Origin of the sequence: Aestuariimicrobium ganziense (assembly GCF_015352975.1) — a bacterium.
Lineage (GTDB): Bacteria > Actinomycetota > Actinomycetes > Propionibacteriales > Propionibacteriaceae > Aestuariimicrobium > Aestuariimicrobium ganziense.
In genome coordinates this window covers 115433-127562 of sequence record NZ_JACYIZ010000002.1, presented here as the reverse complement: position 1 = coordinate 127562, position 12130 = coordinate 115433, and the positions used below count along the sequence as shown (strand labels likewise).

At 69.4% G+C, this 12130-nt stretch carries 13 protein-coding genes, 1 tRNA gene and 1 pseudogene; 6 read left to right on the top strand and 9 right to left on the bottom strand.

The annotated features are described in order from the left end of the window. Position 1: 1 nt before the first annotated feature. The 3 genes and pseudogenes from IE660_RS04230 to IE660_RS16520 form a co-directional block, all read right to left on the bottom strand. Complete coding sequence (locus IE660_RS04230; protein WP_203567102.1) at positions 2-934, bottom strand: NAD-dependent epimerase/dehydratase family protein; 933 nt, start codon at positions 932-934, stop codon at positions 2-4. Then, a complete protein-coding gene (locus IE660_RS04225) occupies positions 847-1353 on the bottom strand; it encodes an NTP transferase domain-containing protein (protein ID WP_203567101.1) in 507 nt (168 codons plus the stop codon). Before IE660_RS04225 ends, IE660_RS04230 begins: the two co-directional genes overlap by 88 nt. A 20-nt stretch (positions 1354-1373) precedes the next feature. Beyond that, positions 1374-1457, bottom strand: a pseudogene (locus IE660_RS16520) (NTP transferase domain-containing protein); the annotation flags it as partial. Between the two features lie 46 nt (positions 1458-1503). Between IE660_RS16520 and IE660_RS04215 the strand changes: the two are divergent. Genes IE660_RS04215 through moaC form a run of 4 tightly spaced genes read left to right on the top strand, consistent with a single transcriptional unit; the run spans position 1504 to position 4380 of the window. After that, positions 1504-1926, top strand: a complete 423-nt coding sequence (locus tag IE660_RS04215) for a molybdenum cofactor biosynthesis protein MoaE (protein WP_328701831.1) — start codon at positions 1504-1506, stop codon at positions 1924-1926. Next, positions 1923-2684: a HesA/MoeB/ThiF family protein gene (locus tag IE660_RS04210; RefSeq protein ID WP_203567100.1), complete on the top strand. Its 762-nt coding sequence runs from the start codon at positions 1923-1925 to the stop codon at positions 2682-2684. The genes IE660_RS04215 and IE660_RS04210 overlap by 4 nt, the downstream gene beginning before the upstream one ends. Then, a complete protein-coding gene (locus IE660_RS04205; RefSeq protein ID WP_203567099.1) occupies positions 2681-3907 on the top strand; it encodes a molybdopterin molybdotransferase MoeA in 1227 nt (408 codons plus the stop codon). The genes IE660_RS04210 and IE660_RS04205 overlap by 4 nt, the downstream gene beginning before the upstream one ends. Continuing rightward, positions 3904-4380: a cyclic pyranopterin monophosphate synthase MoaC gene (gene moaC / locus IE660_RS04200; protein ID WP_203567098.1), complete on the top strand. Its 477-nt coding sequence runs from the start codon at positions 3904-3906 to the stop codon at positions 4378-4380. The genes IE660_RS04205 and moaC overlap by 4 nt, the downstream gene beginning before the upstream one ends. On the opposite strand, the gene IE660_RS04195 is transcribed toward moaC, so the two are convergent. From IE660_RS04195 to IE660_RS04170, 6 genes are all read right to left on the bottom strand, one after another. After that, positions 4339-4881, bottom strand: a complete 543-nt coding sequence (locus tag IE660_RS04195; RefSeq protein ID WP_203567097.1) for a MogA/MoaB family molybdenum cofactor biosynthesis protein — start codon at positions 4879-4881, stop codon at positions 4339-4341. The genes moaC and IE660_RS04195 overlap by 42 nt on opposite strands. 39 nt (positions 4882-4920) lie before the next feature. Beyond that, positions 4921-6351: an FG-GAP-like repeat-containing protein gene (locus IE660_RS04190; protein WP_203567096.1), complete on the bottom strand. Its 1431-nt coding sequence runs from the start codon at positions 6349-6351 to the stop codon at positions 4921-4923. Between the two features lie 170 nt (positions 6352-6521). Continuing rightward, positions 6522-7604, bottom strand: a complete 1083-nt coding sequence (locus tag IE660_RS04185) for a Gfo/Idh/MocA family protein (protein WP_203567095.1) — start codon at positions 7602-7604, stop codon at positions 6522-6524. Between the two features lie 312 nt (positions 7605-7916). Next, positions 7917-7993 (bottom strand) — tRNA-Ile (locus IE660_RS04180). A gap of 12 nt (positions 7994-8005) precedes the next feature. Further along, complete coding sequence (locus IE660_RS04175) at positions 8006-8809, bottom strand: HAD family hydrolase (RefSeq protein WP_203567094.1); 804 nt, start codon at positions 8807-8809, stop codon at positions 8006-8008. Then, a complete protein-coding gene (locus IE660_RS04170; RefSeq protein WP_407928996.1) occupies positions 8809-9816 on the bottom strand; it encodes a hypothetical protein in 1008 nt (335 codons plus the stop codon). The genes IE660_RS04175 and IE660_RS04170 overlap by 1 nt, the downstream gene beginning before the upstream one ends. Before the next feature lie 155 nt (positions 9817-9971). Here IE660_RS04170 and IE660_RS04165 point away from each other — a divergent pair, with 155 nt between their 5' ends. Then, the gene (locus IE660_RS04165; protein WP_407928991.1) at positions 9972-11036 is read left to right on the top strand and encodes an AAA family ATPase; all 1065 of its coding nucleotides are present in this window, start codon (positions 9972-9974) and stop codon (positions 11034-11036) included. A gap of 5 nt (positions 11037-11041) precedes the next feature. Further along, positions 11042-12127 carry a DUF58 domain-containing protein gene (locus IE660_RS04160; protein ID WP_203567092.1) on the top strand — a complete coding sequence of 362 codons (1086 nt, stop codon included), beginning with the start codon at positions 11042-11044 and terminating at the stop codon, positions 12125-12127. The last annotated feature ends 3 nt before the right edge of the window (positions 12128-12130 follow it).

The window sequence follows — 12130 nt, the reverse complement described above, 5'->3', positions numbered from 1 at the left end:
CTCAGCGTCGCCCGGTCTCCAGGAACGCGTCGATCGCCTCGAGCACGGTGGCGGTGATGCTGTGCCTGGGCACGAAGCCGAGCACGTCGCGCGCCTTGTCCATCGAGAACAGCGGTGAGCGCGAGATGTGCTCCATGCTGACTCCCGCGTGCTTGTCGCCGACGCGGGCCGCGAACTCGTCCCAGGGCAGGTACGACACCTTGGGCTCGTGGCCGAAGTGGCGCGCGACCAGGTGCGCATACCCACGCAGCGTGAGGGCCTCGGTGCAGACGCTGTTGAAGCTCTCGCCCGCCGCCTGTTGGGGGTTCTCCAGGCAGGCCTGATGGAGTCCGGCCACGTCGTCGGCGTGCACGTGGTGCAGGGTCTCACCGCCGCGGTCGGGCAGGACGCAACTGCCGTCGTCGCGCAGCTGGGTGATCACGGTCTCGTCGAAGTTGCCGGCCGGGCCGATCGGCAGCCACCCCGGGGCACTGATGTGGCCCGGGTGCACCACCGAGAAGGGCACCCGGTGCTGCTCACCGAGGTAGCGCTCGATGGACAGCTTGTTGGTGCCGTAGTCACCGAACGGGTGCTTGGGGGCGTCCTCGCGGGTCGGGACGAGTTCGCTCGGCCCGTACGACCAGATCGTGCCGGTGTGGATGAGGTGCTGGCCGTCCAGGGCTGACACCAAGTGCTCGGCCTGTTGCGGACTGAAGCAGGTCAGGTCGACGACCGCTTCGGGCCGGGTGGCGCTGACCACCCCGGCGAAGCTGCCGTCGGCCTCTGCCGCTTCACGATCGCAGGTGATCATCTCGACGTCGTCCCAAGCTGGGTCCAGATGGTAGGGCGAACGCTGCCCTCGCGAGATCACCACCGTCTCGTGGCCGGCTCGCACGAGTGAGGGGACGAGGTAGGTGCCGATGTGACCGGTGCCACCGATGACCAGGACGCGCATGCCGCCCACGCTACTTCGGCGGATGGGTCGCCGCGGCAGCCATGACACGACGCAGCAGGTCGTCCGCCGTTGCCGTCGGCGTCGGCCAGATTGCCCAGTCGATGACGGAGCGCAGCCAGTCGGTAGCGCCCGGCAAGGTATTGGGGCTGGTCGCGGTCATCGACCAGCACCACCCCGTCGGCGCCCAGATCGGCCGACGACAGCAACTCGACGACCTCCGCGACCTGCGGCAGGTCACAGGCCAGCACCAGCACGGTGCCCTCGGGGTCGGCATCGTCCAGGGCGGCCACCCCAGCAGCCACGGCCGCCACCGGGCCACCGAAGGGCGGGTCCTCGAGCACGAACTCGACGTCTCGGCCCATGTCGATGGGGGAGTCGGGTCCCACCACGACCACACGCTCCCGATCGGCGCTGGCCACCACGGCACGCTCAGCAGGGTGCGTCCCCGCAGTACCAGCATGGTCTTGTCGGTACCCATCCTGTTCGATCGGCCGCCGGCCAGGATGATCGCGTGCTCGCCCATGGTGGGCGAGTCCAGGCGCCGACTCCAAGCAGGTAGTCTCAGCCCGGTGACCCGGATCGAGCTGGCGACAGTGTCCAGCGAACCCATTGACGAAGCTGCTGTGGTCGCGGCCGTGGCAGATGCCCGAGGTGGCGCCACCGTGACGTTCAGCGGCGTGGTGCGCAACCACGACCACGGACGAGCGGTGACCTCGATCGAGTACGTCGGCCATCCCAGTGCGGCTGACGTGGTGGCCCGGGTGTCCCACGAGTTCGCCGAGGCCGACGGGGTGCATGCCCTCGCGGTGGTGCACCGCGTGGGGCATCTCGAGGTGGGCGACGTCGCGCTCAGCCTGGCCGTCACCTCGTCCCACCGGGCTGAGGCCTTCGCCACCGCCTCGGCCCTGGTCGACCGGATCAAGCAGGAACTGCCGGTGTGGAAGCGCCAGGTCTTCACCGACGGCACCGACGAGTGGAGCAACTGCCCGTGACCATTTCCTTGGTCGAAGCCGGTCCGGCGCTGACCGAGCTGCAGCGCGAGCGCTACCAGCGCAACATCGACGTGCCCGGCATCGGCGAGCTGGGGCAGCGCCGCCTGCTCAACGCGCGGGTGCTGGTGGTCGGAGCCGGGGGCCTGGGTTCGGCCGTGCTGCCGTACCTGACCGCCGCAGGGATCGGGGCGATCACGATCGCCGACGGTGATGCGGTCGAGTTGAAGAACATGCAACGCCAGGTGCTGCACCACGAACTCGGCCACAACAAGGCGCTCTCGGCCGTCGAGCGGCTGCGACTGCTCAACCCCGACGTCACGTTCGAGGCGATCACCACGATGCTCGACCCGCAGGCGTGTGACGAGTTGTTCGTCCGCCACGACCTGGTGGTCGACTGCACCGACACCTTCGCCGCGAAGTACGTGCTCAGCGACGCCGCTCAACGCACCGGGGTGCCCCTGGTCTGGGCGACCGCGGTCTCGACCCAGGGACAGTGCAGCGTCTTCGGGATCGCCTCCGAGCGCACCGAGCCGATCCACCTGCGCGACCTCGTGCCCGAGGAGCCAGCACCCGAGGACTACCCACGTGCCGTGGAACTCGGGGTGCTGGGCTCGGTGGTGGGCCAGGTCGGCACCGCCCAGGCCACCGAGGTGATCAAGCTGGTCACCGGGTGGGGTGACCCTCTGATCGGGCGACTGCTGCTGATCGACGGGGCCCGCAGCCGTTACGACGTGATCGAGGTGAGGGTGGGCCGATGAGGACCGTGGAGGAACACCTGACGGCCGTGCTGTCACAGGGGCGCCGCCTGGCCCCGGTGCAGGCATCAGGCAGGGCATGCCTGGGCCTCGTGCTCGCCGACGACCTGACGGCACGACTCGCCGTGCCCGCCTTCGACAACTCCTCGATGGACGGCTACGCGGTGCGCGCTGCCGACGTCGCCGGGGCCAGTCCGGACGCCCCGGTCGTGTTGGCGGTGGTCGGCGACCAGCCCGCGGGTCCAGCAGTCGAGGTGGCCGTGGCACCGGGAACCGCGGTGCGGATCATGACCGGTGCACCGATGCCCTCCGGCGCGGATGCCATCGTCCCGGTCGAGGACACCGACCAGCCGCGCGGTGCGGCCGCCCTGCCCGACCGGGTCGAGGTGCGGGCGTCCACCGAGCCGGGTCGCTTCCTGCGCCGGGCCGGCGACGACACCGCCCCGGGTGACCTGGTGGCACGGGCCGGTAGCCTGGTCACCCCGGCGCTGCTGTCGTCGGCGGTCAGCGTGGGGCACGGCACTCTGAGTGTGGTGCCCAGACCCCGGGTCTGGGTGATCTCGTCGGGCAGTGAACTGGTCGATCCCGGTGCTGACCTGTCGCCGGGCATGATCCCTGACTCCAACGGACTGCTGCTGGCCGGTCTGCTCGAGCAGTTCGGGGCCGAGGTCGTGGCCGTCGACCGGGTGACCGACGACCTCGAGGGATTCGCTGGGGCGCTCCGGCAGGGGCCTGAGGTCGACCTGGTGGTCACCACCGGTGGCGTCAGCGCTGGCGCCTTCGAGGTGGTGCGCGAGGTGACCGCCGGCACGGTGGAGTTCAGCGAGGTGGCGATGCAGCCCGGCAAGCCCCAGGGGGCGGGCACCGTCGACGTCGCCGGTCGCACCGTGGCGATGCTGGCACTGCCCGGCAACCCGGTGAGCGTGTTCGTGTCGGCCTGGCTGTTCGTCCGTCCGCTGTTGGCCGTCATGGCGGGACGACCCACCGACCTGCCCACCCGTCGCCTGCCGGCGGGAGAGGCCTGGCGCACCCCGCCGGCACGACGCCAGTACCTGCCGGCGGTCGTCCAGGACGGCCGTGTGCACCCCGCCCATCGGCTCGGCTCGGGATCGCACCTGGTGGCAGCCCTGCACCGGGCCGAGGTGCTGGCCGTGGTCGACGCCGAGGTCGACATGGTCGGCGAGGGCGACGAGGTCGAGGTCATCGACGTGAGGGGGCAGCAATGAGTGAGTTCACCCACCTTGACGAGCGGGGTCAGGCCCGCATGGTTGATGTCACGGCCAAGCAGCCGACGGTGCGACGCGCCACTGCCCGTGGGCGCGTCGCGGTCAGCGCCGAGGTGGTGGCGGCCCTGCGTGACGAGTCGATGCCCAAGGGTGACGTGCTCGCGGTCGCCCGGATCGCTGGCATCGCAGCGGCCAAGAAGGTGCCCGACCTGCTGCCGCTGGCCCACGTCATCGGCGTTCACGGCGTCCGGGTCGACCTCGAGGTGGTCGATGACGGTGTGCTGATCGAGGCCGAGGTGAGCACCGCCGACCGTACCGGCGTCGAGATGGAGGCGCTGACCGCGGTGACGGTGGCAGCCCTCGCTGTGGTCGACATGGTCAAGGGACGAGACCGCGGCGCGAGGATCGTCGACTGTCGCGTGGTGGCGAAGTCAGGCGGTCGGTCGGGGGACTGGACCAGGCCTGCCGACTGAGCCGTCCGGCGGGGTGGGGTGGTCGCCATCGTCCAACTGGGCGACCAGGTGGTCGGCCACCTCGAGCAGCACCGCGATCGAGTCACGCACCCCACCGGTCGAGCCGGGACAGGTCAGCACGAACGCGCGGCGGGCCTCCACCTCGACCACGCCGGCCACGGACCGCGACAGCATGGCCGTCGGCACGGTCGGCACCGAACGACGCCGGATCTCCTCACAGATCCCCGGCACCAGCACCTGGCACATCTGTTCGACCGCTGTCGGGGTGACGTCGCGGCGGGTGATGCCGGTGCCGCCGGTGGTCAGCACCACCCTGGCCCCAGAGCTGAGTGCCTGCGCCACGGCCTGCTGGATCTGGGTGGTGTCGTCGGGCACCACGGCGGTGTGCACCACCCGGTGGCCTGCCTCGGTGAGGGCAGCCACGGCAGCCGGACCCGAGCGATCCTCGTAGACGCCGGACGACGCACGGTCCGACACGGTGACGACAGCGAACTCGATCACCCGGCCAGACTAACCCGAGCCGGTCACAGGGTGGCGTCCTCATGCCAGCAGCCGCATGGCTGTCCCCGAACCCACGGTCCACGGACCCTGCCACCTGCCTGAACTGTTCTGGTAGCCGGTCAGGGCGCCGCTGGAGGTCTTGCGGACCAGGTCGATCGCGCCGTCGCCGTTGATGTCGATGCCGACCAGGGCTTCGGTGCCCGACCAGCCTCGTCCGATCTGCACGCTGCTCGAGATCGACCCCGAGGTGTTGAACCCGTAGCGGCGCAGCGCACCATCGGTCATGATCGCCCCGAGGTCAGGGGTGCCGTTGCGGTCGTGGTCACCGATCCAGGTCAGGTGGGTGACACTGCCCCAGCCGCTGCCGATCCGCGCCTCCTTCCACACGCTGCTCGGGTTGATCCGGTACCGGTGGAGGGACCCATCACTGGACCGGGCGATGAGTTCCGGTGCACCGTCTCGGTCGGCATCGGGCATGACCGTCATCAGTGACATCGAGTTCCATCCATGGCCCACCTGCGTGGCGTGGCCCAGACCATTGGTGCTCGTGCTCAGGTAGCGCCACAGCGTCCCGTCGTCGCGGCGGGCCAGCACGTCGGGGCGCCGATCGCCGTCGAGGTCGGGCACCTGGCCGATCCAGGTCATGCGGTGCCATCCGCTGCCGACCGTGATCGGGGTCCCCAAGGTTCGAGCACTCGTGAACGGGTGGCGCACCAACTGGCCGGCGGTGTTGACCGACAGCAGTCGGGCGGCGGGAGCGGCAGGCGGGGCGGCCGTCGGGTTGCAGTTCATGCTCGCAGGGGCCACCGGAGCGGTGCCCACGTAGTTGCGGCAGACCCCCAGCCCCCGGGCAGCCAGTCCTGACTTCATCTGGCCGAGGGCGGTACCGTTGAAGGCGTTCCACTGCATGTGCATCAGCACCGTGTCGCCGGCCCGAGCGTTCGCCACGACGTGGTTGACCACGCTCGCCTGTGACTTGCTCTGCCAGTCCAGGGTGTCGAGGTTCCACAGCCAGATCTTCATGCCCTTGGCGGCATAGGCCGCTGTCACGGTCGAGTTCAGTGCCCCGAACGGGGGACGACCGTAGCTGGTCACCACACCTGGTGCGCTCAGCTCGGTGAGGATGCGTGAGTAGCTCAGGGTGCGCAGGTCGGGGTGGGTGACGGAGTGGTTGAAGACGTGGTGACCGTGGGCGCGGGCGAACGCGGCGTCGAACCTGCCCTGCACCAGGCACTGACCGGTCGGGAACAGCGCCAGACCGATGTCGAGGCTCTCGGCGGCGAGCACGGTGGCCTTGAAGGCGGCCAGCGAGTTCGGGCAGTCGTCATAGCTGAGCACGATGCGCGACGAGGTGTTGGCGCCACGCAGTTGGTCGTAGGCGTGGGCGATGTTCGCTGGGGCGAACCCCAGGCCGGTGAGGGCGATGGCCAGCGCGACGAGCACGCGGGCACAGACTTTGACCGGACGCATGGCGGGCCTTCTCTCCTCGCAGCCCGACCGGGCTGGGCGACGTTTGTCCATGACACGTCAAGCGAGGGTTTCCGGTTGTCACGACACACGTGACCCTTGTCCTGAGAGAAGTAACGAAATGTGGCCCGTCCCTCAGGGACGGGCCACAGTCGGTGTTTCTGCGCAGTGGGTCAGTCGGCGGACTCGAAGGCGATCGCCTCGCCGGTCTCGTGCGACTGGCGGGCGGCCTCGAGCACGCGCAGGCAGCGCAGCACGCTGTCGACCTGGACGACCGGCTCCTCGCGCCCCTCGATCGAGGCGATCAGGTTGTCGTAGAACTCGTCCATGCCGGTCTCGATGCGCGGGATCGACAGGATCTCGACGTTGTCCTGCACCTTGGCGCGCTCGGCGTAGTCGATCAGGCGGGGGGCCATGGTCTTGGTCATGCCCTGGCCGGCCAGGATCGGCGTGGCGTCGGCGTCGTTCTCCTTGTCGAACAGGCGCACGATCTTGCCGTTCATCTGCCAGTCCTCGATCTGGGCGGTGCCGTGCACGGCCTCCATGTGGAACTTGGGCAGGCCGATGAAGTTGTTGGTGGTGCACACGGCGAGCGCCTCGACGCCATTGGCGTACGACATCTGGATGCGGAAGCCGTCCTCGACGGGCAGGCCCTTGGCGTAGGAGTAGCGGGCGAACACCCGGGTCACGGGCGAGGGCACCATCAGCAGCAGGCGGTCGACCAGGTGCACGCCCCAGTCCAGCACCATGCCACCGCCGCGCTCGGGATCGCGACGCCAGTCACCGGGGATGCCGCGCGAACCGTCGATCCGCGACTCGATGTAGGTCACCGGGCCCATGGTCTGCTCGTCGTAGAGCTTCTTCATCACCAGGTAGTCCTCGTCCCAGCGACGGTTCTGGTGCACGGTGAAGACCTTGCCGGACGCCTTGGCAGCCTCGATGACCTCTTCCAGTTCGGCCGAGTCGAGCATGGCCGGCTTCTCGGTCATCACGTTCTTGCCGGCAGCCAGCGCGGCCAGGGCGATCGGCTTGTGGGCCTCGTTGGGGGTCGAGATGACCACCAGGTCGATCTCGGGGTCGGCCAGACCCTCTTCCAGGCTCTCGTAGGCCACCATTCCAGCGGCGCGCACCTCGTCAAGGGCCCGCGGGTCGATGTCGACCGCTCCCTTGACGGTGACGTCCGGCATGGCCGAGAGCTTCTTGGTGTGGACGATGCCCATCGTGCCGTAACCGACGATGAGGACCGAGTGCTTCATGGTGTGTTCCCCTGGCAGAAGTGGGTGGTCTGTGGAGCGTGTCGCACGCTCCGACTAGCCTGCCACAGCAGTGGGCTCCGCCGCGCGGCGGATCGGCCGTTTCTGAGCGTTCGTTCACGTTGGCACGGCGTCGTGCCGGAGCGGCTCAGGGCACCTGCGGTGACTCCTTGAGCAGCTGGCAGTAGGTGCAGCCGTCGGTGCAGGGCGAACTGGGGATGTAGTGACCGTTCATCCACCCGACCGTAACGGACCCCACGGCTTTGGGCGAGACCTCCCACGGAGTGGCGCGGAACACGCTTTCCCAGCGGGAGTTGGTGGGGCGTGCGGGGCTCGAACCCGCGACCGAAGGATTATGAGTCCTCTGCTCTGACCTGCTGAGCTAACGCCCCCAGTCGGGCAGCCTAGTCGAGCAGGGCCTGGACCGTCCTGCCCACCCCCGACTCGTCGTGGTGGCCGGCCACCGGGAAGCCGAGGTCGAGCACCGAGGGGTGCGCATTGGCCATCGCGAAGGGCCTGCCCACCATCTGCAGCATCGCGATGTCGTTGGGCATGTCACCGAAGGCCGCCGAGTCGTCGGGCGAGACCGACAGGTCGTCCATCAGTCGGCGCAACCCACTGGCCTTGCTGATGCCGGGGCTGCTGATCTCGATCAGGCCCTTGGCCACCACGAACGACCAGGTCGGGTTCAGCCGGTCACCGACCACCGGCGTGATCAGGTCGGCGAGGGCGTCGCTGGCGATGGTCTGGCTGCGCACCAGCAGCTTCACCGCGGGCGCTCGTTGCAGCCCTTCCTCGATCGGGCCGACGAAGGGCACCGGCTCCACCTCGTGGTGGTCGACGGTGTAGGCCTCGTCGCACGACCAGCCGTCGACGTGCTCCAGGGCGAAACCCAGTCCCGGTACCGCCCCGCGCAGGTCGTCGACCACCTCACGGATCACCTCGACGTCCATCGGATCGTGGCTGGTCACCCTGTCGTCGGCGAGGTCGTAGCGGACCGCACCATTGCTCGCCAGCACGTGCAGGTCGAGGTCGTGCAACGGTTCGAGCACGCTCAACCACCGCCACGGACGCCCGGTGGCCACCACCAGGTGGACACCCTCGTCGGCCGCACGACGGAAGGCGGCCTCGTTCTCGGACGAGATCCGGCCCCGACTGTCGAGGAAGGTGCCGTCGAGGTCGGTGGCCAGCAGCCGGGGACGTGCCATCACAACCTCCGGTTGGGTGTGGGCGAGCCTCCACCGCCCGAGTCGGTGCCCGACGGGTCGGGGCTCTCCATGCTGGGCGTCTTCGTCGGCGAGGCGTCCCCATCGCTGGGAGACGGGCTCTCGGACTCAGAACCACTCTGTGACGGGCTCGGGCTCTGAGACTGCGACTGGCTCTGGGATTGGCTCTGGGATTGGCTCTGGCTCTGAGACTGCGACTGGCTCTGGGATTGGCTCTGGCTCTGAGACTGCGACTGGCTCTGGGATTGGCTCTGGCTCTGTGACTGCTGGCTGGGCGGGGGAGTCCCGCTGCCGTCGGTCGGCACCGGCGGGGGCGGTGGCTGCGGTGGACTGTTCTGGAAGATCAGGACGACGATCAGCAGCGCGACCAACGTCATCAGGATCATCAGCACTCCGGAGGCGAGGATGGTCACCCACCCCGCCCGGTCCCTTCGTCCCGGCCACGGCAAGGGCCACAACCGGCTGGTGCCCGGCTTGGTCGAGGTGTACCAGTGCATCTCGTAGGCAGGGCCCTTCGGCGCACCCAGCGGACCCAACCGCGACAGGTCGACCTCACGCAGGATCCGCTCCGCCTCGGCCACCGCGGCCGGCGACCCGTCGTAGGCCAGGGCCACCCACGGGGCCAACGGCTGCGCGTCCGGCCCCACCGGGTCGTCGTCCTCGCTGCGGTACAGGGCCGCCAGTCGCCCCTCGTCCTGACCCTGCCCACCGCGGGCGACGACGGTGTCGAGGTGCAACTTGTTCACCTCACCGGCCAGACGGTCACGGGCGGCGGCGTCGCGGGCAGCACCGTCGTTGAGGTGCAGCAGCATCACCGGGGTGTCGTCCGGGTCATGGCCCAGGTAGCCGACCCCGCTGGGGCCGGCCACCAGGCGCGCGTCCAACCAGAAGTCACCGATGCGCGGCGGGTCGTCGGTGGTCAGGGGGACCGGGAAGACCGCCGGGCCGCCCATCGGCGGCACAACTGGTGGCGTGGGATCGGACATCACTGTCCATCTCACCACATCGCCAGCCCAGACCAAGAGTGTCGCCACCCGACCGCGCGACGACGCCGGGGCCGGTGGCCACCGGGGGCGCTAAGGTTGAAAACAGGTCTGTCACCGTGTGGTGGCGACACCACCGGCCCCTGACCAGGAGTACTCGAGTGAGCACAACCGCGGCGAACCCCCAGGCCCCGACCACCACCCAGGACGCAGCCAGGCTGCTGGGTGAGGCGATCGGCCAGGTGCAGCGGGTCATCGTCGGCCAGGAGCACATGGTCGAGCAGCTGATGGTCGGCCTGCTGGCCAAGGGCCACATCCTGCTCGAGGGTGTGCCCGGCGTCGCCAAGACCCTCGCGGTGCGCTCGTTCGCCACCGTGGTCGGCGGCACCTTCTCGCGCGTGCAGTTCACCCCCGACCTGGTGCCCTCCGACATCGTCGGCACCCGGATCTACTCGGCCACCAAGGAGGAGTTCGACATCGAGCTCGGCCCGGTGTTCGTGAACTTCGTGCTGGCCGACGAGATCAACCGTGCGCCTGCGAAGGTGCAGTCGGCCATGCTCGAGCTGATGGCCGAGAAGCAGGTCTCGATCGCCGGCGTCACCTATCCCGCGCACAAGCCGTTCATCGTGATCGCCACCCAGAACCCGGTCGAGTCCGAGGGCGTCTACCCGCTGCCCGAGGCCCAGCGTGACCGCTTCCTGCTCAAGGTCGACGTGCCCTACCCGCGCGGCAACGAGGAGTTCGAGATCCTGCGCCGGATGAGCGTGCGGCCGCCGGAAGCGCAGCCGGTGCTCAACCCCGACGTGGTGATCGCGCTGCAGGACATGGCCTCGAACGTGTTCGTGCACAACCTGGTCGCCGAGTACATCGTCCGCCTGGTGCTGGCCACCCGCACCCCCGGTGAGTTCGGCATGCCCGACCTCACCTCGGTCATCCAGATCGGCAACTCCCCGCGCGCCACCCTCGGCCTGGTCTCGGCCGCCCGGGCGCTCGCCCTGATCCACGGCCGCGACTACGTGCTGCCCACCGACGTGCAGGCTGTCGCCAAGGACGTGATGGCCCACCGCCTGGTGCTCGGCTTCGACGCCGTGGCCGACAACATCCAGCCCGCGCAGGTGGTCGAGCGCATCCTGGCCATGGTGCCCCCGCCCACACCGGTGTGGAACGCCCAGCAGCGCCAGGCCCAGCACGGCCAGCACCGGCACAGCCCCGAGTTCCGCAACTGAGTGCCATGACACAACCCCCACCCGACTTCGCCCCACCGACGGGCCAGCAGCAGGGGTTCCTGGGGCGTGCCCGGCCTGACGTCGGCGTCGCCGAGACCGTGCTCAGGCCCCCGACCGGGCCCTCGGTGCCGCTCAGCAAGCTGGCGCCCGAGGCGGCGCTGCGTCGGCTCGAACTGACCGTCGTCCGACGCCTCGAGGGGTTCCTGCACGGCGACCACATGGGTCTGCTGCCCGGCCCCGGATCCGACACCAACGACGCCCGCCAGTACCAACCCGGCCAGGACGACGTGCGTCGGATGGACTGGGCGGTGACGGCGAGGACGACCGTCCCGCACGTGCGAGACACGATCGCCGACCGCGAACTCGAGGTCTGGGCCCTGCTCGACGCCACCCCCTCGATGAACTGGGGCACCGAGGGCGTCACCAAGCGTGACCTGGGCATCGCCGCCATCGCCACCATCGGCTTCCTGTCCCAGAAGATGGGCGACCGCTTCGGCGGCATGATCATGCGCCAGGACTCCATCCGGCGCCTGCCCGCCCGATCGGGTCGGACCGCGCTGTACGGGTTGCTGCGCACCATGCTGGACGAGCCGATCGTCCCCGACCACGCGCCCGGGTCGATGACGTTGGCCGCAGGCATCGAGCAGTTGGTGCGCACCCAGCGCCGACGCGGAATGCGCGTGGTGGTCTCGGACTTCCTCACCCCCGGCGAGGACGAACTCGACCCCAACGTCGAGACCGAGTGGGAGCGGCCACTGCGCCGGCTCGCGGTGCGCAACCAGGTGCTGTGCATCGAGGTCGTCGACTCCCACGAACTCGACTTCCCCGATGTCGGCGAGATGCTGATCAAGGACCCCGAGACCGACTTCGCCCGCTACGTCAACACCAGTGACAACGCCGCCCGGGAACGGATGAACGCGGCCACCACCGCGCAGCGCGAACGCATCAAGATCGCCCTGCGCCGCTCGGGCTGCGGACACATCCAGTTGCGCACCGACAGAGACTGGGTGCAGGACATTGCCCGATTCGTCTTGGGGTACCGGCGGGTGGCCAGCATGCTTCACGCCCCGCCCCAGGGAGTGAGCCGATGACGT